Below are 22,625 nucleotides of genomic sequence, written 5' to 3'. Positions count from 1 at the left end.
CAAAGCTCAAGCCACTGGTGCCCGTCGCCGGATAACCAGTCGGGCTGGCGGTGGATTGCCTCTTCAAATCAATTCGATAGCCAAAGCACGAGCGCCGTATACAACGAGTTTTTCAACGGAATCAGCTCAGAGCAGACGTCTGACGAGATTACTCAGGTGTACCAGCCAAGTCTATGCTGCGACTGACGGCTTTGAGGCCAAAGTGGATACTCAATCGATTGCTTGACGGTGAACGAAAACCGTTCACTTTGAAGTGTGCGAGGCGTCTCGCGACAATCTAGGCCCGCCGTAAAGTGGCGGGCCTGAACTTCACGTTCCTCAAACTAGAGAAGCGCTCTGAAACGTGGGTCGGTCACAATCTTGTTGATCGACGAAGCCAGCGCGCGATTGAATGCATCTGCCGTGTTGTTGCATGCGGCAGCCGCAGAAAAGCTTGTGCTGAACTTGTGCACAGTACGAACGTTGAAGCCCTGACCTTTGCTAGACGAAACGGTCATACCTATGGTCCAGTTTCCTGAGAAGGAATCCGGCTTCAATTCAGTAACCACGGCGTTAATTTGTGTGCCACGCGGGCTGAAAACGTTCCCTGCTAAGAACTCAGCCTGAAGGGCCTGTTTAATGGCCGCCGTGACGTCAATGCCGCCGCCTATGTCGATTGGGCCCGCCAGTCGGCACGTAGGTCGAGTTGCGACACCCTCAGCGGCTGTTACTGATCCAACAGACGCTCTCTTACCTGTTGCCGCTACAGCCTGCAAAGCGATGACATTGGACGGGCTGCTTTGATACTGTTGAGCGGTATAGGTGTCGCACCCTGCTAGAAGAATTCCAGCAGCGGCGAGTGACAAAATTTGAATTTTCATTGGAACTCCAAGTTAGCACATTTCCAGCTTCCATAGAGCGGGGCCAAAATGGATTTGCAACCCAATAACAAGAGGTTTGATAAGTTTAATCCCGTCAACGCTGTAAAACTCGATGATCGATACTTCGCAATTTAGTCAAGTTTCCATTATGACCGCTTTGAGCCCATTGCGGACGGCGAAAAGCTATTGCGATTTCAACTTGAAATCCAACTCAGGCCAATCATCACTTGATATCCAATCAAGTAAGCATTTCCGAAAGCCGTTCGTATCGACAGTGCTTCCAGTGCGCCACCACCAATATACGTCTGCAGTATTTTCACCAGCAATTGAGGGGTAAACGTACAAGCACCCGAGATATGACCCTTCCAGGTCTTCAATCACCCAAGCAAAACTTCGTTTCGATTGGAATTCCTTTTGGTGCCAAGCGAGGTCAACCAGATTCTTTTCTGGGGTCAGACCGTCTGGCCATGAGAACTTAGGGTTTGCTGCCTTCAATTCTGCAGCGCTTTCCATAATGGCCTTGAAATCTCGCTCGACGTCATCGATCGTCAATGCCTTCAACATGACGCTGCCTAGAGGAAATTCACGAGGGATTTCCCAGCAGCTGAATTTCGGGTGCGGCCTCATTTTGTCTCCTAGGCGCGATTTAGATCGCGTGAATGATTGCAGAGTAATACTGTATTGCCAATGTCCGCTTTGTCCGCATACCTGCCATAGTACTCAGGTTTGTCCGAGTGATCGCGTCTGATGACCGATTTCAGCCCTTATTTCAAATTTGCAGGTCGATAAAGGCCACGCTAAATAGGCGTCTATGTATTGGCCAACCCCTGGCATTAAGAAGCATCCTGAGAAACGCTGGAACCAGCCGGATCGCATCTTCTTCGGCTTCGGCGCATGCCATATTTTAGCTGGTGTATTTCTCGAAGACACATCGTTTGGAGGGTTTTACGGGGAATGGATTGTTCCGAATGACGGGCTCCACGGCAACCACATGTATGTCACCAATGGCCAAATAGCCTTCGACTTCCACGGTTATTCAGAACGTGAGAAATTGTTAGCGCACTATTGGAGAGGGCATCAATTTAAATTTCAAGGTTGGCAGGCGAAGGTAGTGAAAATCGACTTCCCTCTGCTTGATACGGCTGAATTGAATGCACGCAAGCACCTTGGGCCAAACCAGTATTTCGATGATCCCATACCAAGGGCGCGGCGTTTCATTGCTTCAAAAAATCCCCCGCCAGAGCTGCAACGAATAGAATGATCAATGACAACTTCGTCCGCTAAGTCATCTATATCCGCTCCGAGCCCTAATAATACCGCGAATGCGATCAAAGAACATCGAAGGTTGGAAGTTCAAAGAGCGTAATCTAAAGCCTTTCTGTCCATGCGTGCCTCTCGTATCATTGCTTTGTATTGAGGCCGAAACCCCAGCAACGATGGATCGAAATCTCTGATGGCTATCCCAAGAAAAGGAACTCGCAAGGTTACAGTTGGAGGCGAAGACTATCGCTGGTTAGTGAGGAGAAAGGCTACCTATTCCCAAACTGACTATGGGTCCGGCAAAATTAACGTTGCGATTGAACACGCTACGGAAAAAGGCGCCACCCTACATATCGAAACAGACCGTCAGCACCCTAAAGACTGGGGAACTATCGAGGTTGAGCCCGTTACTCCTGGCGATGTTTGCCGGTGGATTTCGACTGCAATCCAAGAGGGATGGAACCCAAAGGTTGCAGGACCAACGTATAGAATTAGCGAAGAATAATTCTGTTGGCACTCATGCGCAGGTTCGAACTACATTCACGACGGTCGTAACCACTCGGAACGAATAATCTAACCAAGTGCGAACGTCAGCTTTGTCCGCACATTAGACATTTGTATCTAATACGGTGAACGGGCGTTTCCAAGCTACTGGTCACCCAGCAACTCCTCTATGAAATCCCCCTGCTCGGTGAACACCTGCTCCCAGGCGTCAGGCACAGGGACATCGCGGTTCATCTCCTCCGGGTGCAAGGCGTCGGTATCGTCGTCGGCTGGACGCGCATACATGGATCTCGACTGTCGCCGGCTGACCCGGGCAGCACGCGACGCCTCTTCAGTCGCCTCACTCGAACCAGTCATAGCGTCCTCGGCAATCACGTCATTGTCTATCCATGGCCCGGTGCCCTCGACGCGCGGCGGGTAGGGGAAATCCCGTCCGGCCTGGCGTTCGACCATCTCCGTGAACAACGGATCTTCAAAATATTTGATCCGCTTTGCCCGGATCGGATGCTGCGGAGAGGCAAGGATGATGACCTCATCAGGATCCATGGTGCGGGCTTCGGTCTCAGATAAAAGCGGGCGTTCTTCGAGGCGGGAAGTCGTCGAAGTGGCCCCGAGAATGCCCTTGTTGCGACCGTACATGCGGGTGACGGCCTCGCGGGTGGTACTGCCGACCGCGGCCGAGACTTCACGGACCGTGCGCTGATCGCGCGGTGTGATGTAGAGTTTCAGGCCGGCGCCGTTCTCTAAGCTTTCGCGACCCTCGGGCCCGTAGATGCGATCGAGCGACGCCAGCGACTGCGCGATCATGGCCACCCGACCGCCATAGCTTGCCAGCGAATGAATGGCACGTTCGAGATAGGGCATTGCGCCCATCTGCTGAAACTCGTCGATCATCATCATGACCGGCCAGGGTTCATCGGGTCCGGGCTCTTTCAGACGCAGGCTGGCGATGAGATCGGCAAACATGAGCCGCAGGAGCGGCGCCAGCGTGGCGATGTGATCCTCGGAAACAACGATGTAAAGCGCATGCGGCTTTTTGCGAAACCCTGCGAACTCGAAATCGCTGGCATCGGTGGCGGACCGAACCGCCGGATTGTCCCACTGCTTCAACCCGGCCGTCATGAGCGCCTGGATGTTCGAGGTGAGAAGCCGCGACGACGCGCTGGCCGCGTTGATCCAGAGCTCCCGGACCGTCGTCTCTTGGGCTTCCTCGGCATAGGCGCTGTACTGGGCGTTCTTGTAGTCGCCCCCGGTCACGATCCGGTTGACCTCACCCAGCGTCGGTCGCCCCCGCTGGATCGCCAGCAGGCAGGCCGCCACGAAGATCGATTTGCCCGCCTCGGAAAACGTGTCGAGGGTCTTGTTGTCCTTATCGAGAAAGAGATCAGCCAGGATCGAGACCTCGGTGAATTGCTGCGCAAAGCTTGGTGCTGCGGCAATCCGGGCAAGCGGATTGTAGCGATGTGTGCTGTTGGCCCAATCAAACGGGCTGAAGCGGAACACCTCATCGCCCTTCAGCGCGCGCAACCGCGCGGTCTTCTGGAAATTCTCGCCCTTGACGTCGAGCACAACCACAGAACCGGCAAAGGACAGCAGGTTTGGAATGACAAACCCGACGCCCTTGCCGGCGCGCGTCGGGGCCACCATCATCACATGCGGAACATCACTTGCCGAGATGTAAGGCGTTTTCGAACGAGGTGCACCCAGCTTGCCGCAGACGAAACCGCGGCCGGGCGCCTCGAGCATGCCGTTTTGCTTCAGCTCCGCCTTGCTTTGCCAATGGGCCGAGCCATAATCGTCGCCCTGGCCCTGCCAGACCCAGGCAAAGGCCAGGGTGGCGAGCCCAAGCGAGCTGAGCCCCACGGCCCCGAAGGCGACCTGGAACGCTTCCGGATGCGCAGCGCGCACCGCCGCACTGGCTTTCCAGACCGTCAGCATGTCGAACTCCGACACGCCGGTCCGGAGGGCTAGTGCCAGATAGAAGCTGGCAACAATTGTGCCGATTGCCGCCCCGCAGAGGGTCCCAAAGGGCACCGCGGCCCAGAGAGGCAGACGCGTGCTCATCAGAGACCCGCCTCGTCATCAAGCTCCCCGGACAGCTCCCTGCCACGATGCAACTCGAGATGGGTGTCTTTCGCCAGCGCTTCGGATTTGTCCTGCTGCAGCGCCGACGCGCGATCTGTGAAGACCTGGTCGCCGGTGTCCTCAGAGGTCAGTTCCAGAAACTCCTGTGTGACGGTAATCTGATCGATGCGGTTGGGCAGCGCGCCCGCCAGCACCTCGTAATTCCCCCGCCTGAGCTCGGCCATTCCCGTCTCGCCCAATTCCCGGAAAAGCTCGGCCTTGAGGGTTCGTTCAACGGTTTCTTCCTGCGCCTCGGAGAGATCCCCATCGCGCAGCATGTCGGCAAGCTCCTGCAGGTAATAATTGGGTCCCCGATCTGTTTGATCGATGAAGGCCGTGTCTTCGTCCGAGGCACCGGACAGGCCAACCGCCGCACCCAGGTCACGCGCCCGGTCCAGAAGCCGGTCCATGAATGTATCGACCGTGTCGAGCGCCCTCGCCTGCTCCGTGTCGCTAGCGCGATTGAGATCAATGCCATCTTTCGCCAGCACCGCCGCCATGTCGCGCGCGACCCAATCCTGCGCCAGCCCGTAATTCGTGGTGCCGCCAGCCGCGATCCGCGCGACCATCTCATCGGCATCCAGCCCGGCCTCGGCCACATCGGATTTCAAGGCCTCGAGAACTTGATCCTGGCCTGACGACACGGCCTCGCCCAGCCTAGTGTCCCCTGCGCCCGGCGGATAGGGCTCCGTCAACTCCCGGCCGAAACGCGCGCGTAGATCAGGATCGGGCACCATTTGCGACAGATCACGAATAACAGGCGCGGCCTTCGCCTCGAAGGCGGGCCGCTCACCCGCCTCAAGCTCTTCCGCTTTCAGACGCAAAGCCTCAATTGTCTTCTCGGCATAGTCGATGGCATCCCCCACCGTCCGGATGGTTTCCATGTCAATCTCTCCTTCCTTGAGCTGGTAGGGCGTGCCCGTGCCAAGGGACGCCGCCATGCGGCGCAGGGTGTGGGCCAGGTGTTTCTGGTCCATGCAATCGAGCACATCGGCCAGGTCGCGATAATCCCTGGCGAAACCCACGACCTGCGCTTTGGCGACGTCGCGCTCCTCCGGGCTGAGCGCGATCTCACACGGCAGGCGCGCTTCTTCCTTGGCGCGATAGATTTCCTCGATCCCGGGCGCTTTCTCGAAGATGCCGCGCTCCAGCCGCGTCGTGGCGTCCAGCATTACGCCATAGCTTTCCGCAATTTCCGCCTGCTTTTCGCGCATGAGCTGGGGCGACATTACCCCCTCGGCCCAGCAGGAGAACCAGGTGCCGTTCATGAGACCACGATTGTTCAGGATGATATGGGCGTGTTTATGCGCCCGGTCGTCATGGACCGAGAGCACGTAATCCCATTGATCGCCATAATCACCGCTCTCGAAGAAATGTTCGGCCCATTCGAGCGTGATGTCTTTTACCTGGTCGACACTCACATTGGTCGGAAAGGACAGCAGCATGTGCGAGGTGAAGCCAAGCTTGGTCGTGCCGCGCCAGGTCTCTGACCAGGCCTCAATGATCTCTTCCTTCTGCTCTTCCGAGAGCACCGCACCATCGGTGAGCGGGTTGGTCATCGTCGAATAGGTATAGATGGCCTTGTCATTGACATAAGCCAGCTGGTTGCCGAGAGAGGCCTTGGTCTTGCACCCCCCTGCCCTGATCCGCTTGAAGACCGCTGCGCGGCTTTCCTGGGTTGCACTCTTGAGCAGGTTGCGGGCCGACAGGCGCCCGGTTCGCTGGTAGCTGCGTCCCTGTCGGCGCCCGGCCAGACGTGCCTCGATCCGGGCGTGCTGCTGACCCCGGATCCGCTCTTCCTCCCAGAGCTTGCCCATAACAGAGTGATAGAGCGCGAGCGGTTCAGACATGTCCCACCGCTACTTCCTTACCTAGGTCGGTACACTCGCCTACAGGCCCGATCTCCGGCACCTGCCATCCGTCCCCGCGGCGTGCCCGGGCGGCCGCATGAAGCGCGGCCATTTCCCGGCGGGTCTCCTGCGCAAGGTCGAGAAGCGACAACAGCGTTGCCCGGTCTTCCTCTTCCAGCGACAGTTTTCCGCGCTGCACGGCTTTGGCCAACACCCGCCCGGCCTGGGCCAAATCCTGCGCGCAAAGAAGCGCCTCCGCGAAGGTGTTCACATCTTTGCGCATCACGTCGAGCACCCCGCACCGCGCCCGGACAAGCGCCTGAAGCGCCTGGCTGCGATTGGCAAAGCCAAGCGTCTGCCACTCTTCATCAAAGGCCGAAAGTTCGGACTGCGCGGCGCGGAAACTCACACTCTCAGACGGATCTCGCACCGCCAGCCCATCGCCCTGCTCTTCTCTTGCCAGACGCGTCACATGGCGTCGCGACACGCCATAAGCTTCCGCCAACACCTTGGGCGTTTCCCCTGCGTGGTAACGCCGCGCCAGTTCGATCCTTTCCTCGAGTTTCAGGCGTTTTGGTCGGCCAGTTCGCACTTTTTAGACCCCTCGGACAAAAGTCGCAGACATTTGGCATATCCTGCCAGCGTCCATCTTTTCATCCTCAGGAATACATCAAATAAGCATTTTGCGCAATTTGTCTTTTTGCATACCACGTAATATTGCGAGATATTGCCGATAGATACTCCAACCCGGAATCACTCATTCTCGGAGTACTTTAACCGATCTCAGGCTGCTGCGCAGATGTGTTGAACCGGTACAAATGTCATATGCAATTGAACAGATGGGGTGTTGAGTTTGGCAAGTTTTGCCATATATTGTCATAATGCCAACCCAGAGGATTTGCCAATGGCCACCATGAATGTGTCCCTGCCCGACCAGATGAAGGACTGGGTCGAAGCCCAGACCCGCTCCGGCCAGTACAGCAATTCAAGCGACTATGTCCGCGACCTGATCCGGCGTGACCAGGAGCGCCGGGCCAAGATTGCACATATGCAGAAACTCGTCGATGAAGGTCTGGCCAGCGGCATCAGCACCAGGAGCAAGGATGAAATTTTTGCGGCGGCGCGCGCCCGCGCCGAGGCGGATCAGGCCGGAGGGTGATGGGATATCACCTGTCGCAAGAAGCCGAGGAAGATATCACATCCATCGCGGCCATCGGGATTGCCGAATTTGGCCTCGATCAGGCGCGCCGATATCACGACGGTTTGTTTGAGCTCTTCGGGCTTCTGGCCACCAATCCCGAAATGGCGCGCGAGCGAATGGAACTCCACCCTCCGGTGCGAATTCATCGGTACAGGTCCCACATGGTGATCTATCGGATCGACGGGCACGACATCACGATTATCCGCGTGCGCCACGGCCGCGAAGACTGGATGTCCGACCCCGCCTAGCGCTGGCCTCTTGCGACGCTCATCGTCTCCCATCCGGGCACAACACTAACGATCCTTCGACAGTACCCCACCCCGCGTGATCGCCGCGACATTGTCTGGCGTGCGGCGCTTCAACTCCGTCCCGTCACCCGACATCGCCGCCTCGACAAATTCGGTTTTTTTGAGAACGCTGCCGTCCGCCTCGACCCATGTGGTGCTGTCACCATCCTCGCGGGTGATCGATCCATCGTGATTGATGCGGATCGACAGATCACCGACTTTTACAGAGACGGTGGACCTGTCAATCTTCACCCCTTCCCAGGCCGTCCTGTCATCCCGTCGCAGCACGATCATGTCGGGGCGCAATTTGATCTGGATGTCCTGGTCGGTGTCACCCTCGGCACTTTTCACGACGACGAATGTCTCCTGTTCGCGCGCGTCCGGATGGATCGTGGCCTTGCCATTCCTCGGCGGCCAGACATGGGGCGCTTTCCGCATCTTGCCTTCCGGGTCGCGATAGAAGCCGATATAGAGCTGCGCCGATTTCCAGATGCGGCGGGCTGTCGATGCAATATCCGTCATGTCGACCTCATTGACTGAAATTCTGCAGATGAGAGTTTGGGGCGACCGTGGCCGCCCCAACGCTTGGCCCTTACACATAATGATCCGGCACCCAGTTCTCGAGGCGGGCGTCCTGCTCCGGTGTCAGCCCGAGCGCTTTCCGGCGTGCGGGATCAGAAAAGAGCGCCTCCATCACCTCCGCCTTCTCGCCCTTCTTGAGTTTGGCGAAGCGCCGTGCGCGGTCATCCGTGGATTGGACGTCCAGCAATTCGGCATAGATGTCCTCCAACATCGGGCCGGAAATCCGCTTGAAGAAATTCTCCGCCGTAGGCGTCCAGACCTGCCGGATGTGCGACGCGGATTTCTCCGCCAGAAGCTGGCTGAAGTCCTCACCCATACCGGTCAGCACGCGTGCAAGCTGCCGAGTGATCTCCGCATCCCGGAACTTCCGGCCCTTCTTCCTGAAGGCAGTGAAGGCTTTGGGCAGGTCAACATTCCACGCATCCTTCGGCGCATGTCGCGGCTTGCTGAGGCGCTTGTCTACAGCAAAGCCGGTCTCAGTAATCGGCGCGTTGGTCGGTTCTCCGAGGCTCACGTCAAAGACCTTCTCATATCCCGTCATGCCACAAAGCTGGAACCCCAACAGGTCGAGCAGCAACTCCGGTTGATCCAGCATCGCATTTTGCAGCGCCGCCAGTTTGATCGCGTCCAGATCATCTCGCAGTTTTTGCGAATAGGGGTTCTTTGGTGCGGCGGCGGCCGCATGGTTTGACTTGGCCAGAATACCGGCCTCGATCGCCGCCGTTTTGTCCTCGGGGCGGATCAGACCGGCGCAGAGGTCGATTGTGCCATCACTGCGCACATAGGCCACGCACCCGGCCACCTGCTTCTGGTCTGCCGTAAAGTCTCCGTCCAGAACCTTCTGCAGGGTCTCGAACTCTGCCTGCCCCGTGACGTCCAACACGTCTCCCTCGGCCAGCTCCGCTAACGCATCGTAGCGCTCGGACTGGTCGTCCGACAGCACTCCGGCGACGGGATAGACGCGTTCGAACTTGCGCTCCTCGAGAAAATGCCAGCCGAGATAGGACTCATCATGGGTCTCGACCCACGCCCAACCCTGCTCGGCCCGGATGACCTCGGCCTTCTCCGCCAATTGCGTCTCAAAGACCTCTCCAAGAATATCGCTGTCCTCGAAGAACACATCCTCCGAGAAGAGATCGCGGGTGATCTTGCCGCCCGCCGCCTCATAGACTTCCGCTCCGACAAAGACGGCACGGCGGTCGGTGCCTGTCGCCGCTTTCGGATGCAGGAAGTGATCCAGTTGCCGTGTCGTGTCGATATGCCCGTCCTCGATCAATTGCAGCGCTTTGAGGATGAGCGTCTCGTCATTGGTGGTCGTCATCTTCTTGGCCGAGGTCAGATTGATCTTTCGGGCTTTCAACGCGTGAAGCGCCGAATCGGGCAGGTTTGCCAGTTTCAGTCGGCCTTTGACATGGGCGACGGTCACCCCGAAGGCGCTGGCAATCGTCTCAGCACTCGCCTCTCCCTCGGCCATGCGTCCATAGGCGCGGATTTCATCGGCGGAATCGAGGTCGGCCCGCGCGGTGTTTTCCGCATTGGCCCACATCTCCGCCTGCCGGGCATCGCTGGCCAGCCGCACCGGGATTGCCGCAAGTGCAACGTGATCAGGGTCCGAGGTTGAGAGATGCATGAGCGCGCGCAGGCGTCGCCCGCCGGCCACGATGCCGATCTTGCCCTGATCGTCGCGCAAGCCGCTCAGGTTTTGCAGCAACCCGCATATTTTGATGCTCTGGGTCAGGGTTTCGATTTCCGCATCGGACACGTCCTGACGCGGGTTAAGATCGTGCAGGTAAAGCTGGTCCAGCGTGGCATGGATAATGGCTCCATCGGTCGTGATGTTGGTTTGCTTGGTCATGTGAATGATCCTTCGTCATTGATTGGTGTTTCCGTTGGCTTTAGGATCACCCCAGCCCGTGAGGGGGCTGAGGCGCTTGGGACTTACGTCCCGGCGTTGCTTTTCAAAAAGGCGAGGCCAATCTGGGCGGAGAGGCCTCCCCTTTCGATCAGTGCCACGGCTTCCTGCCGTAGCCGAAACAGTCTTTTCTTGGTCATGTGATCACCTCCTTTCCGGCGCGGGTCGCGCCTTTGGAGTCGCCCCGATTGAGGGCGGTCCAATGCTAGTATTCTGAGGCGTGCATGACGGTCAGGACGCGCCGCGTGACACTCACGTCAGCGGGGTTGTCGCTGCCCATGCAGTAGGCGGTGTCGTAGAGATCGATTTTCCAGAAAATCTTGTAGGCATTTCCCGCGATCTCGAAATCGAACGCGCCGAATGTGTGATCCCCCCAAGGATCATTGTCCTCGGTAAAGTCAGAGAATTGCTGAACGCGCTGCATGATGATCGCCTTCGCTGCTGGCGACATATCCGCTACGCCGCGCGTGAACACGATCTGTCCCGGCACGGAGAAGTCCGCGCCCCACGTCCTGCGAAACCGGTCATTCTGTTCCGCGATTATGGCGGCGGTTGCATCTCTTTCTTCTTGAGTTTGCTGTTCTTCTGTCATCCGACGTCTCCTTGCTCGTGGGGCTGATGGATGTGCCCCAATGGATGTCTGGTTTTGAGAAGAAGCCCCTCTGGGGCCTCGTCTCCAAAACCTGACCCGCTGGCGAAGCGTCGGGGGTAGCAACTGCAACAGAAATCGATGGGGCTGGTGCGGCCCGCAGGGCCAAAGGCCCGAGGACACGGGCCCTGTCTATTTCTGTTGCGGGCGCGTGGGGGCAAAGCCCCCTAGCATCTCCCTGTCCTGGTGTTCGGCTTGTCCGAATCCCAGGACGGGGAAACAAGGAATGTAAAAGGGCCTCTGATCCTGCACATGCTGCAAAGGAGGGTGCATCTGGGCACAGAAGAGCAAACAACTGGCCGGTCAGGTCTGGCGGCAGCAGCACCGGTATCTAGCGAACACCCGGTCAGAGGTGAAAGGCTAGAATTCGCCAAACCAGCAGTTTGAACAACTGGCTTCAAATGACATTGTCTGGAGCAGCGATTATCGTCCCCGAAGAAACATTACCCGAGGCTGCTCAAAATGAACCGACGAACCAGATTGGCTTTTCTACTCGGGGTCGGTCTCGTTCTTTGGGCGGTCGCGCAATCAGGGTTGGCTCCCGGAGTGCTCCCAAACACATCCACTTCCGAGGCGCGCCAAATATCTTCACATGCCAATCTCACACGTGTCATCGACGCAGATACAATTGTCGTCGGGTCGACCAAGGTCAGGCTGGATGGCATTGCCGCTCCGGAAATGGAGCATCGAACTTATAGTGACGGGCGGCAGTTCATGGTGGTGCTGCTCCGTGAAGCCACCCTGGTTGAGTGTGACCTGGAGGGGCGCATGTCCCACGACAGAGAAGTTGGCAGATGTTTCTTCGTGACGCAGGACGGCCAGCGCATCGATCCGCAGGCAGAAATTGTCAAAGCTGGACTGGCGCGTGATTGCCCACGTTATTCAGGCGGGAAATACAACCAGATGGAAACCACTGAGAGCAAGGCGTTGCCGTTGCCGACCTATTGCGAAGAAAGGTAAACAACGTCGGCGTAAATTCCCCGGTTCAGTGGTTACGCTGATGCAAAATCTGTATGCACAAGCACCTACTCAAAGGCGACATCACTCAAGAGGGACAACACTGGAATTCAGGAATGATTTAGAAAAACATGGTAAACGCTCGCATGCAGCAGCAAAGCGTGAGGACCACATTGCAACATACTTCAATGATTTGTGCCATGATGCTGTTTTTTTCAGCCAAGCTGCTTTTTCTGGTCGCAACAATCTTCTGAGGATTTAGACCGCGTCGTATCTGGGAGAACGAGCAAGAACCCGCGTCTTAATTCAGCTTATCCGGACCTGGCTTACCGAGCGCTACAACATGTTCGAAAACTTCCCCGCGTTCTTTTGGTGATAGCCCTTGATAGGCCGCAACCAAATCTGTTGCATCACTTTCGAATCTGTAGATTTCTTCCCCTGCATTCTGTTCTATCGGAACAGCTATCAGGCCCTCAAAAAAGTAAGTCACAGATACATCCAAAACGCCGGCTATTTTGAACAGTACAGAGGCCTCAATTCTATCCAGACCCAGTTCGTATCGCTTGATCTGTAAAACCGTACGGTCGAGGATCTGGCCCATGAATTTTTCAGAAATACCCAGCAGCAAACGACGCTGATGAATGCGGTTGCCTACATGTTCGTCGATGAATTGACCCATTCACACTCTCTAAGTCACTGGCTGCAGTGATTGTGCAAGATTGTGCTGCAAGTTGAAAGCTTCAATGCACTGCAACCCGGTTGGGCATGCGCATCAAATCTAATATGCATTCTGCGGTCAGCATCTCCTGCGAATTCCAATAATGAACTCTGGTTTGCCCTAGGATCGCCGTACGACTGCGGCACACTAAACCTTGGATGCAGTCGGTGTTAATGAGTGCCTGTCTTTGCGATTGTGGCTGCATCCACAGGGGTTGGAACACCGGCTTAACTTACCAGGATTTGTGCATCCAACTCGCTTCCACTGCCTTCCTCCAATTGCTGCAGTGAGACCTTCAGAACCGAACGGCAAAAACGTCATTTGCGCAATCAAGCAGCTTCGCTGGATCGGTTAAATGCCTCAACGTCACGAAGTAAAGTCACACAGGATTCGTCCAGAATACCGAGAGCCGTGAAGTGACTTACAATGTTTTCCAGATATTCTTTGCTGGTCCCAAGGAACCCTTTTCCTGTCGCCAGGAATTGAACCTGTTCGTCGTGGGTTAAATCTGGGTGCATTGAGCCCGCCTTATGGTCTGCGACAAATGTCAGCGCCTCGAAGTTCTCACCACCTGAGGTAACTGTCACAAAGGTTGGAATGTAACACGGGAAAGCCATTTCACGGCGCCACAAGATCTCTGTTTCGGTCTCTAATTTTTCGCGATCGATCTGAAAAATCAATCCGTGACAGCCCGGCCCGGTATCCAATGCGGCCATCGCACCGGGCTGATCAATTGTCCCCCGGGCACCGTAGATGTCTTTGAGAATAAACCTGCGCGAAAAGCCTTCAATCTTGCCGCGACGGACCTGTCTGAAGTCGAAGGCCGGATCCCACATGAGAGAGCCATAGGCAAAAACCCAAAGATGATCGTTTCTTTTCTCCGCAAGAGTAACCTTTCGGCACGCCTCCCGCTGGTCAAAGGTCCTGAGCATGTCGACGACCCAGCTCAGGCCAGGTTGCTGAGAGAAGGCATCGGCCGCGTTGAAATCACGAAAAAAGGATAGAGAGGGGTCGGTGATTTTGTCGCGCAATTCCGGGTGGTGGATAAATGGATCACTCATCATACTCTTTCAAAAATTCTGGTAACAATAGACTTAGGGTTTGAACCCCTGGCTGACGTTACTGGAACGAGTTTGTAGAATTGTTAACATTCTCACATGCTAAGCGTCTGTTTTTTTGCAATTTTACCTGATTTCCACGCTTTGCCTTGGTTGCGCTTTGCTCCGCTTACCACCACGTAGCGATAAGCGGGGCCATTAGGGTTAGTGCGGCATTTTAGGAACATGAATGACGGTAGCTCGGGCCAAACCGAACGAAAAACGTGCTGAATACCAGTTTTTGAGTCCCGATGCGGGCAAAAATCGTTTCACTACTGACAAACACATAGTCGCGGAATGTCCTTGCGTCCGCCGCAGTCCCGCCACAGCAATTGTTGTACATAACATGTATGAACCCACTGCATCGCCTTTATTTGCTATTACCATCGCATCCTGTCGTGTCATCCGCGATAGCTCCGATCGCGCGAAACTTTGGATAAGGAAAAGCCGATGTCCAGCATCACATGCAATTACCAACAGACTGTGAGTGTTGCAGAGCGTTTGAGTGCGCTGGCAGATGCGGCATGTCAACATTGCGGCATTTCATCCAAAGATCTCTTATCGCATAGCGAAGTTCTGGAGGTTTGCGCGGAAGAATTTTCATCTGACATTGCAAGCGGACAACGCGAGTTGATCCCGGTTGCGCTCTGCCCAAATTGCCACAAAAAACACCATCTCGACGCGCGCAATAACCACAACCCATGCCAGATCACAGCACGCGATAGCAGGGAGTGGCTAGACTGAACATCCGAGTGTGATGACCTCGCCAATTTTGCGCGAATAACAAACGCATCCATGAGGACATCACGGTCCATGTCGTAACCATACGCATTGATCACCCGACCATAGAAAGCTTCGTCTGCTCCGGCACTATCTGAGACGGTAGGCAATCACACGTATTTACTCCGGGGTGTTGTCGGACGAGGATGTAGAGGTGGGTAATGGTGTGATTTCGAACGTTATTCGATGTTCTGGGGGTAACAAGTTTTAAAATGCCTTGGTTTGTCTTTGTTGCTGTGTCCAGCGTCTTAAATCTGGCCATAGGCAAATCTAAACTCAGGCTGATAACGTACGGCTTTGCAACCTGCTCTCCACAGGCAAGTTGCAAAGCTTTTTAATTTCTAGCGCCCTCTTAGTCATCTCATAGTCATTATGTCACCATACGGCATATCGGTGCCGCAGCACCGAAAGGTGTGATAAGGACGGGCCATTACCATTACTAAAATTCTTTAGGAAAGTTCTGCCTCTAATTTCGGCACAACTTGAGGAGCGCAAGAGCATTTTGGCGAGAGGTTCTCCATGGAGCGCACAAATGTCAGGCTATTTTCCAGAATTTCACGTCAGCGTAACACATGAACCGCGCAGTGTGCATGCCGCACCACATGCGTCGCAGTGGACCCCAGAGTCTTATCCTGCATATCCGGCCGATGCCCTGCAATTACAATGCAATCTGGCTGATGTTTGTGGGCCCAATCCAAAACGGATTGTCCGGAATGGCCGTCAATTACAATGGTACTTATGTTGGGCATGCCAATTGCCAGTTCCTTCAATGCTTCCTCGGATGATTTGTGGTTGTCCGCCATTAACTCTTTGGGAATTCGCGCGGCAACGTAGGTCGGTATCTGTTCGAGCACATGCAACAACGTGATTGTAGCGTTGTCGTCACTCAATTTGCGGGCAGCCTCGATCGCCCCCGTCGTGTTGTGTTCTTTGTCAAGCGCCGTGGGGACAAGGATGTTTTTATACATGTCAGTCACCTCCATTCAGGTTGATGTCCCAATGATTGCAGATTTCTGCAACCAGCGCCACGGCGTATGCCAATTATAGATTGCAGCGATCTCAATCATAACCGGCTCAAATCTCTTGCACAGCTCCACGCCTGCGCGATCTCGGCGGCGCATCTCGTCACTACGCAACTTCGCCTGAAAATCCTCACGACGCTTCCACCGCGAATAATTGGCACTGCGGGTCAGCCAAACCTCCGTCACGGCAACATTTACTCATGTTGGGAAAGAGCAGGCGGACAGGTTTTGGAACGGAATTCGAAAACAGTGGGCTCCACTACAGACCCATGCAAATTAATGCGATCTACGTCGACGACGCTCCAGCAAAATGGTGCATTATCGTATGTGGATGCAACTAGACCCCGCCTTATTGCAATGGTTTTGGTTGGGCTGTTTCAGAATAATGATTGCTGACGCATACGCCTTACACCTCGAACACGTTATATGCCAAATCCATTCCGATCCTCACAATATCCATGATATTTCTCCATGCATTGCAAATGCTCAGTCGTGACCGCCCGATGGAGTCAGGGACCAATCCATAGACTCCGGCTTTGTTGCGGTTCGGCCCGCCATTGAGGCCGTCGCCGCACCCGCGAGATCAGGTTAGCTGCGATTTCACACAATGTGGGTTAAGCGGTTGTTTGTGACTCTCAACTAATTTGTGGCAGTTGCATTTGTTGCTGGCTCGCATACTTCAAAATATGTGTCAGCCTTTTTCTTCTTGGCCTAATAGCATGCTAATAAGCGCTGGCGCGTTAGGTGCGTGTCTGTTTTTGAGATCACCATCACGCGTTCATCTCTTCGAAGCGGCATCCGACTTCCGTCAGAACTATGTTGAGTGGGATATCGTGAGGCTGTGGATAGATTGTCTCGAGACGCGCGGCTTCAAATCCGATTCCGATTACAAACGGCCGGGGTTCGAGCGCTGCAAGCGTCCGGTCGAAATACCCACCGCCATAACCGAGCCGATAGTTGTCCGCAGTCCACCCGACCAGCGGCGCAAGTGCGATATCGGGCGTGACTTTAGGAGCGTCCTGTGGGGGCACGGGAATGTTCCAGTCGCCGCGCACCATACGCATCCCGGGTTTCCATCTGCGAAAGACAAGCGGCGCGGCCTTGATCTCGACCAGCGGCAAAGCGACCTTGACACCGGCTTCGTGTAATTCAGCCATGAGGGGACGCAAATCGGGTTCGCCCTTGATCGGCCAGTAGGCTGAGAATACCTTGCCGCGCGCACCGCCGAACTGGTCCCGCAGCAGCTGCCGCAGTCGGTTGCGAAGTTCCAATTCGATCCGCTTACGATCCGCCACCGACAGTTCCTGCCGCTCTGCGCGCAACCGGTTGCGCTCCGCATTGCGCCATCGCGCGACATCTCTGGCCTGATCGTCATCTACCGCCATAGGATCGAAATAGTCCGGTGCAATCTCCGACGCATAGCAAGGCGGAGACGAGAACCCGCTGCTGCGACCAGAACTGTCGTGTTCACCGCTCATATCGGCACGTCCTGATCCGTTAGGACCGGACCGCGCAGCAGGCGGTCTGCCTGCGCTGACATATCCGCAATCCGCCTCGCCGCCGGGACAATCTCGCTGATGTCTCCGACACCCTGGCCAGCAAAAAGCGCCATCGCCTCAAGATCGCCGGTTGTGGTTCTAAGGGGCGAATCCGTGCTGAACCGAAGGCGCGGCTGCCCTTCATCCCGGGCAATCGGTTCACGAGGGAGCGTGTCAGGGTCATGCCCCAGATAGCGTCCCCCAAGCGCACCGGTTTGACTGTTTGCGATCACCCGGACCGCGGCGCCTTTGTGCCAGTTCAGAACGTACACATCGGTCAGAACTGTGTCATCTCCATGCGCCGCACAAACGCGCTCTTTGTGATAGGGATGCGCATAGGACTCCTCGGTCGCCAAAAACGCTGTCCCGCATTGCACGCCACTGGCCCCCATGGCCAATGCCGCGGCAAGGCCTGTCCCATCCACGATGCCGCCCGAGGCAACGACGGGTAAACTGGTTTGCGAAAGAACCGCGTCAGTCAGTTCAAAGACCGGCGTTCGGCCATGAACATGGCCCCCTGCTTCGATCCCCTGTGCAATTATCACGTCCGCCCCCGCACGTTCAGCCTGCCGTGCGGCCTCAACCGTTCCGACCTGGTGCAGAACGGTACAGCCCGCGTCTTTCACCCGCGACACGATGTCGGGCATGACATCCCAGAAGAAGGTGAAAAACCGCACATCCAGTTCCAGACAGCAGGCGATCTGGGCCTCAAGCAAGGCGGGTTCCGTCGCCGCCGGGATCAGGTTGACGGCAAAGGACCTACCCGACACCGATCTGAGCGCGGTCACTTCCTGGATGATAAGTGCAGGATCTTCGCGCACCATGCCGAGCATTCCAAAACCGCCCGCATCCGCCACGGCTGCCGCCAGCTCCCAACGAGACACTCCGCCCATGCCCGCAAGCAACACCGGCAAATTACAACCGAGCAGATCGCATAGCGGTGTGTGCAACGATGCCGGATGGGGATCGTTTGTCATTGTAGGCCTCCGTTTTGTCCGCAGATTGCCACAGGTGTCCTTGGAGCATCAGCCCTAAACCTGACTGAAATTGCAAGAAAATCGTCAGGAGAGAAAAAAAGAACGACAGAACGCGACTTACTGAGCGGCTGAACACATGTTCCCGAGATTTGCGATACCGTGGACAATCTTTTGATCTATCACAGCTTCTGAGAATATTCAGCACGACAGACAATAAGGCCCGGCCACCTATTAAGGTTTTCAATTGCCGTACAATCGTGAAACAGGCTGGTCATTGAGAATCTGCTGGCTGACGCATATGCAAAACCTCGTGAAACATTTTAGCGCATTCGCACCGGCGCTTCCCGCTCCTTCATCAAAAGAAGTCTTCAGGGCTTCCACCGGTATCCTCATTGGAATCGGCCGGTATCCTCATTGGAATCGGGTTGTGTGCACTCCTTGCGCGAGCACTGCCCGGCACCTTTGGCATTCCGCTGATGTTGATTGCCCCAATTGGCGCATCCGCGGTGCTAATATTTGCGTTACCCAATTCCCCTCTGGCCCAGCCCTGGTCGGCAATAGTAGGGAATGTGGTATCGGCGGCCATAGCCATAGTTGTGTTGAAAACCGTACCGGCCACTGCCGCGCCCGCGATTGCGGTCGGTGGAGCCGCTCTGGCGATGTTTCTGACCCGATCGCTGCACCCTCCAGGGGGCGCAGTCGCCCTGCTCGCAACACTTGATCACAAGACCGTTCTGGAAGCCGGATATTGGTTTGCGCTGGTACCGGTCGGCCTTATGACGGTAACGCTGGTCATCAGTGGTATCTTGTACAATCAACTTACCGGACGACATTATCCTTTCAGGCAACAGGTAAGACGGGAAGAATCACAGGAGCCGCAATCAAGGTTGGGGCTGTCAAACGACGAGATTTCCGCCTTGTTGCAGCGCTTCAACCAGTCGCCCAATATTGGCGCGGCGGACCTTGGCCGCCTGCTTGCATCGGCGGAGCGCGAGGCCGCCGGGCATCGATTTGATGGGGTCACCTGCGCCGAAATTATGAGTGGCAATCTGATTTTCGCCAGCCCGGAAGACTCCATTACGAGCGTCGCGCGGAAATTTCGCAAGCATGCAATCAAAAGTCTCCCGGTTCTTGATGGTTCGGACAAGTTCCTCGGTGTGATCTTGCAAATTGACATCATCGACGGGCTGATGACATCTCGTTTTCCGTCCCGCCGCAAGCAGCATTCGCTTACGGCCTATGATGTTAGGCGCCCGCCGGGCAATGCGGTTGCACCGGAAACGCCGGTTGGTCACTTACTCAACAGATTAGCCGTACAGAGTGTCGAATTTGTTCCAGTTACTCGGGGTAAAACGCCGGTCGGTATCATTACAAGATCTGACATCGTGAACTTATTGCTTGCGGGCTCACTGCAACGCCAGGCTGCTTAGAGTTACAGATAGTCTGATCCGGACTGCACAGCAGAAGAGTTCAGACAATATTTGCGGCCGATTTCAACCATCACAGCAAAGCGAAATCACTAATCTGACCAAGCCTTGTGTTAAGGTAAGGAGGGGCCATTATCGTTACCACGTCGGCGGCTCGATACGTCAGGCTCAAACACAGCAGCACACCTTGGCAACGGCCCTTCAATGCCGCGTCGCAGCTACCAGAACCTCGTCCGTATCAAGTTTGAGCGCCGAACGCCAAAGAGGTGTTTTAAAATACAACTTGTCTGACTGACCTGCGACCCTGGCATCCCCAACGGCTATCAAACCCGACCATTCCAAGGGCGTCAGAACATAGTGGGAAAACGCCGCAATCTCCCGCCACCCGGCATCGTCGCCGTCACGGCCGTCTTCATAGAAGGTGTAATAAAGTTCGCGTTCACTAGCGCCGTTCTCTAATTCAACATTGGTTACATTCAGCCAGACATCCCATGTGCCGACAGGGGCCTGCTTGAGCCGCCCGTAACCTGCATGGTCAAGTCTCAAAATGTAAAACGGGACCAGTTCATGAAAGAGCTTGCCGGGGGATCGAGATAGTACCTCGCCTTTCCTGGTCGCACGGAATTCACCCTTGTAATGGCGCCCAAGATTGAGAGTGATCAACAGGAAGTGCAGCAATTCGAGCGGTGCGAAATCGTATTCGTTCAGGACCTTGTTATACCGAAACAGCTCTTCAGAACTGCTACCAGGCCAGTCGAAATGTTCTGCCGCCCAATTCACAAAGGACCGCTTGAACGCTTTGGTTTTGGTCAGCCCGATCGGGCCCTCTTCGACGGCATACCTTAAGGTGAGACGTGCCGCGCGCAGCAGCGGCGAGTAGCTCAGAACAGGATTATCATCTGAAAGGCGGCGGAATTCAAACATCGCTATATCTCGAGTGCTCTGGTCTTGAGGCGCCAGCTAGATGGCGGATGTGCATCACGCCTGATCTTTGCCGAACAATTCCAACAAGAGTTGCTCCGACTTTTGCAGACCCTCATCGGTAAAGACGATGGATCGCGCCTTTCCGACAGGATCAGAGATCCATCCCTTTTCATGCAAGCGTGCCAGAACATCCCAGTCAAAACCCTTCCAAACTCGCCGTTCATCATGAAGGGTCAAACGTAAAAGTGCCAACGCGGCATCATCAATCTTGTCATCATCAAGCTGCATGTCACTATGCGAAAACAACCGCACCAAAGTGTCAAGGACGGCGTCGAGTATCTACCGAGCCCGCTCATTGAGATGCCGATCCCACAGGACATTCGTCGGGCTGGATCACGCCGCGATGCAGCCTTTGAATTCCTGCCCTTCGTGCAGCGCGCAGCGTTTCAAGGATATAAATAACGGCTCAGCGGGACGAAGCAGTCTTTGGTGAAGTGGGTACAAACGGCCGCTTTGCGACAAAACACTGTTCATGCGACCTCGAAAAGTCGATTCTGAAACAGACGGGAGAGTGTAACCCATCACAGACTCTCTGTATCCTTGGGGGATGATGCCATGAATGACCGCCAACTTGTTTCCAATGGAAATCCTATGGAAGAAATTGTGGGCTTCAGCCGAGCTGTCCGGGTCGGCTCCTATATCGCGGTGGGCGGCACCGCACCCGTCGATGCGACTGGAAAGACTGTTGGCGTTGGTGATGTTTTTGCCCAAACGAAGCAGTGCTTTGAGATCATCAAGGCCGCATTGGAAGATGCCGGGTCGGGACTGCATGATATCGTCCGAACCCGAGTCATCCTGACTGATATCGACAACTGGAAGGAGGCAATCGAGGCTCGAAAACTCTACTGCAGGGACGCCCGACCCGTCGACACGATCATGGCGATCGACCGTTTCGTTAATCCAGAATGGCTGGTGGAAATCGAGGTGGATGCTGTGATCTCTGGCGACATAGAAGATGTTCGTCTGTGACCAACAAGTATGATCTAACTGCCGAGGCTGTTGTTGCTTATGAGGCGCAGAAGGTCGTTTCGATATTCAAGCCGTTGGCGGAAGCAACGATGGACAAGGTCAACGTAGATTCCGACGCGTCTGTCATCGACATTGCCTGTGGTACTGGGATCATCGGCCGCACAATACGGCATCGATATGGGCAAGGCCCGGCGCTAACTTGTGTCGATCTGAGTTCAGCAATGATCTCAACGGCAAAGAGTTTAAGTGAACCATTGGGTGGCAGGTTCTCTTGGATCGTCGGCGATGCAATGGAAATTCCTGTGGCTGATCGTGCCCATACAATGTGTTTCTGTCAGCAGGGCATCCAGTACATGCCCGATGACGCAGCTGCAATTGGTGAGATGGCTCGTGTATTGGCGGTAGGTGGTCAACTTGTAATCACGGTTTGGGCCCCTGCAAACGCGTACTTCCAAGCCCAGGCTGCTGCGATGGGACGGCATGTAGGGAAAGAATGGGCTGCGAAGGCAGTAGCGCCGTTTGCCTATCGTGGCGACGAACGACTGCCCCAATTGATGGCCAACTTTGGATTGGACAACATCTCAGTTGAGCAGATTTCAATCGACCGGATAATCCGGGATGCCGAAACTGGAGTTGCTGAAGACATCGAGGGCAGTCCCTTATTACCAGCATTTTGTGACGCGCCGCCAGAAACAAGAGCCGCGATCGTCGAGAATATTCTTTCCGATTGCGTCGAATTCAAGCAGGGGAACGATCTGATCATTCCACAGCATTGTCACTTGATCACTGGCAGACGAATGTGAACCGCATGCGGCCCAATCCAGACATTGAGCACCCCGTCTCGATGCTGCGGTCGCAGCCCGCATTCCGGTCATTCGCTGCGCTTGCAAAACCGAGGGGCTGTCGAACTTGCGCATCGCGGACGAA

Annotated in this window: 24 protein-coding genes and 1 pseudogene; 9 read left to right on the top strand and 16 right to left on the bottom strand. The window is 55.5% G+C overall.

The window, feature by feature from the left end:
* A partial coding sequence (locus tag AAFO92_RS16280) for a hypothetical protein (protein ID WP_347536845.1) occupies positions 1-186 on the top strand: 186 nt, incomplete at its 5' end.
* A gap of 137 nt (positions 187-323) precedes the next feature.
* Here AAFO92_RS16280 and AAFO92_RS16275 read toward each other — a convergent pair.
* Positions 324-860: a hypothetical protein gene (locus AAFO92_RS16275; RefSeq protein WP_347536843.1), complete on the bottom strand. Its 537-nt coding sequence runs from the start codon at positions 858-860 to the stop codon at positions 324-326.
* Positions 861-1,043: 183 nt separating this feature from the next.
* Positions 1,044-1,487, bottom strand: coding sequence for a hypothetical protein (locus AAFO92_RS16270; protein ID WP_347536841.1), 444 nt, complete (start codon positions 1,485-1,487; stop codon positions 1,044-1,046).
* 184 nt (positions 1,488-1,671) lie between these two features.
* Here AAFO92_RS16270 and AAFO92_RS16265 point away from each other — a divergent pair, with 184 nt between their 5' ends.
* On the top strand, positions 1,672-2,121 hold the full coding sequence (locus tag AAFO92_RS16265; RefSeq protein WP_347536839.1) for a hypothetical protein: 450 nt from the start codon (positions 1,672-1,674) through the stop codon (positions 2,119-2,121).
* A gap of 647 nt (positions 2,122-2,768) precedes the next feature.
* On the opposite strand, the gene AAFO92_RS16260 is transcribed toward AAFO92_RS16265, so the two are convergent.
* Genes AAFO92_RS16260 through AAFO92_RS16250 form a run of 3 tightly spaced genes read right to left on the bottom strand, consistent with a single transcriptional unit; the run spans position 2,769 to position 7,190 of the window.
* A complete protein-coding gene (locus tag AAFO92_RS16260) occupies positions 2,769-4,688 on the bottom strand; it encodes a type IV secretory system conjugative DNA transfer family protein (RefSeq protein ID WP_347536837.1) in 1,920 nt (639 codons plus the stop codon).
* Positions 4,688-6,598 (bottom strand): relaxase/mobilization nuclease domain-containing protein, encoded by a 1,911-nt coding sequence (locus AAFO92_RS16255; RefSeq protein ID WP_347536835.1) that lies wholly within the window; start codon positions 6,596-6,598, stop codon positions 4,688-4,690. Before AAFO92_RS16255 ends, AAFO92_RS16260 begins: the two co-directional genes overlap by 1 nt.
* Positions 6,591-7,190 (bottom strand): helix-turn-helix domain-containing protein, encoded by a 600-nt coding sequence (locus AAFO92_RS16250; RefSeq protein ID WP_347536833.1) that lies wholly within the window; start codon positions 7,188-7,190, stop codon positions 6,591-6,593. Before AAFO92_RS16250 ends, AAFO92_RS16255 begins: the two co-directional genes overlap by 8 nt.
* Positions 7,191-7,502: 312 nt before the next feature.
* Between AAFO92_RS16250 and AAFO92_RS16245 the strand changes: the two genes are divergently transcribed.
* A complete protein-coding gene (locus tag AAFO92_RS16245) occupies positions 7,503-7,757 on the top strand; it encodes a type II toxin-antitoxin system ParD family antitoxin (RefSeq protein WP_347536831.1) in 255 nt (84 codons plus the stop codon).
* A complete protein-coding gene (locus tag AAFO92_RS16240; RefSeq protein WP_347536829.1) occupies positions 7,757-8,047 on the top strand; it encodes a type II toxin-antitoxin system RelE/ParE family toxin in 291 nt (96 codons plus the stop codon). The genes AAFO92_RS16245 and AAFO92_RS16240 overlap by 1 nt, the downstream gene beginning before the upstream one ends.
* A 45-nt stretch (positions 8,048-8,092) precedes the next feature.
* Here AAFO92_RS16240 and AAFO92_RS16235 read toward each other — a convergent pair whose 3' ends face one another.
* The 3 genes from AAFO92_RS16235 to AAFO92_RS16225 form a co-directional block, all read right to left on the bottom strand.
* Positions 8,093-8,608: a hypothetical protein gene (locus tag AAFO92_RS16235; RefSeq protein ID WP_347536827.1), complete on the bottom strand. Its 516-nt coding sequence runs from the start codon at positions 8,606-8,608 to the stop codon at positions 8,093-8,095.
* Between the two features lie 70 nt (positions 8,609-8,678).
* Complete coding sequence (locus tag AAFO92_RS16230; RefSeq protein WP_347536825.1) at positions 8,679-10,523, bottom strand: ParB/Srx family N-terminal domain-containing protein; 1,845 nt, start codon at positions 10,521-10,523, stop codon at positions 8,679-8,681.
* Positions 10,524-10,785: 262 nt separating this feature from the next.
* Complete coding sequence (locus AAFO92_RS16225) at positions 10,786-11,172, bottom strand: DUF3768 domain-containing protein (RefSeq protein WP_347536823.1); 387 nt, start codon at positions 11,170-11,172, stop codon at positions 10,786-10,788.
* Positions 11,173-11,691: 519 nt separating this feature from the next.
* Between AAFO92_RS16225 and AAFO92_RS16220 the strand changes: the two genes are divergently transcribed.
* Positions 11,692-12,189, top strand: a complete 498-nt coding sequence (locus AAFO92_RS16220; RefSeq protein WP_347536821.1) for a thermonuclease family protein — start codon at positions 11,692-11,694, stop codon at positions 12,187-12,189.
* Between the two features lie 298 nt (positions 12,190-12,487).
* Here AAFO92_RS16220 and AAFO92_RS16215 read toward each other — a convergent pair whose 3' ends face one another.
* Entirely contained in the window at positions 12,488-12,865 is a 378-nt protein-coding gene (locus AAFO92_RS16215; protein WP_347536819.1) for a helix-turn-helix transcriptional regulator, read from the bottom strand.
* Between the two features lie 368 nt (positions 12,866-13,233).
* Positions 13,234-13,968, bottom strand: a complete 735-nt coding sequence (locus AAFO92_RS16210; protein WP_347536817.1) for a gamma-glutamylcyclotransferase — start codon at positions 13,966-13,968, stop codon at positions 13,234-13,236.
* A gap of 483 nt (positions 13,969-14,451) precedes the next feature.
* On the opposite strand from AAFO92_RS16210, the gene AAFO92_RS16205 reads away from it, so the two are divergent.
* Entirely contained in the window at positions 14,452-14,745 is a 294-nt protein-coding gene (locus tag AAFO92_RS16205; RefSeq protein WP_347536815.1) for a hypothetical protein, read from the top strand.
* Between the two features lie 596 nt (positions 14,746-15,341).
* On the opposite strand, the gene AAFO92_RS16200 is transcribed toward AAFO92_RS16205, so the two are convergent.
* The 4 genes and pseudogenes from AAFO92_RS16200 to AAFO92_RS16185 form a co-directional block, all read right to left on the bottom strand.
* A complete protein-coding gene (locus AAFO92_RS16200) occupies positions 15,342-15,749 on the bottom strand; it encodes a universal stress protein (protein ID WP_347536814.1) in 408 nt (135 codons plus the stop codon).
* A gap of 15 nt (positions 15,750-15,764) precedes the next feature.
* Positions 15,765-15,971, bottom strand: a pseudogene (locus AAFO92_RS16195) (hypothetical protein); the annotation flags it as partial.
* Between the two features lie 602 nt (positions 15,972-16,573).
* Positions 16,574-17,281: a 5-formyltetrahydrofolate cyclo-ligase gene (locus AAFO92_RS16190; protein WP_347536812.1), complete on the bottom strand. Its 708-nt coding sequence runs from the start codon at positions 17,279-17,281 to the stop codon at positions 16,574-16,576.
* Entirely contained in the window at positions 17,278-18,318 is a 1,041-nt protein-coding gene (locus AAFO92_RS16185; RefSeq protein WP_347536810.1) for a nitronate monooxygenase, read from the bottom strand. The genes AAFO92_RS16190 and AAFO92_RS16185 overlap by 4 nt, the downstream gene beginning before the upstream one ends.
* A gap of 392 nt (positions 18,319-18,710) precedes the next feature.
* On the opposite strand from AAFO92_RS16185, the gene AAFO92_RS16180 reads away from it, so the two are divergent.
* Complete coding sequence (locus AAFO92_RS16180; RefSeq protein ID WP_347536808.1) at positions 18,711-19,748, top strand: HPP family protein; 1,038 nt, start codon at positions 18,711-18,713, stop codon at positions 19,746-19,748.
* Positions 19,749-19,946: 198 nt separating this feature from the next.
* On the opposite strand, the gene AAFO92_RS16175 is transcribed toward AAFO92_RS16180, so the two are convergent.
* Together AAFO92_RS16175 and AAFO92_RS16170 are read right to left on the bottom strand one after the other, a co-directional pair.
* Positions 19,947-20,669, bottom strand: coding sequence for a hypothetical protein (locus tag AAFO92_RS16175; protein ID WP_347536806.1), 723 nt, complete (start codon positions 20,667-20,669; stop codon positions 19,947-19,949).
* Between the two features lie 54 nt (positions 20,670-20,723).
* The gene (locus tag AAFO92_RS16170) at positions 20,724-20,957 is read right to left on the bottom strand and encodes a DUF6429 family protein (protein ID WP_347536804.1); all 234 of its coding nucleotides are present in this window, start codon (positions 20,955-20,957) and stop codon (positions 20,724-20,726) included.
* Positions 20,958-21,284: 327 nt separating this feature from the next.
* On the opposite strand from AAFO92_RS16170, the gene AAFO92_RS16165 reads away from it, so the two are divergent.
* Together AAFO92_RS16165 and AAFO92_RS16160 are read left to right on the top strand one after the other, a co-directional pair.
* Positions 21,285-21,698, top strand: coding sequence for a RidA family protein (locus tag AAFO92_RS16165; RefSeq protein WP_347536802.1), 414 nt, complete (start codon positions 21,285-21,287; stop codon positions 21,696-21,698).
* A complete protein-coding gene (locus tag AAFO92_RS16160) occupies positions 21,695-22,501 on the top strand; it encodes a class I SAM-dependent methyltransferase (protein ID WP_347536800.1) in 807 nt (268 codons plus the stop codon). Before AAFO92_RS16165 ends, AAFO92_RS16160 begins: the two co-directional genes overlap by 4 nt.
* The last annotated feature ends 124 nt before the right edge of the window (positions 22,502-22,625 follow it).

The sequence above is a fragment of the Roseovarius sp. CAU 1744 genome, assembly GCF_039839345.1.
In the GTDB taxonomy this organism is placed as follows: Bacteria; Pseudomonadota; Alphaproteobacteria; order Rhodobacterales; family Rhodobacteraceae; genus Roseovarius.
This window is presented reverse-complemented; position numbering and strand designations above follow the sequence as displayed.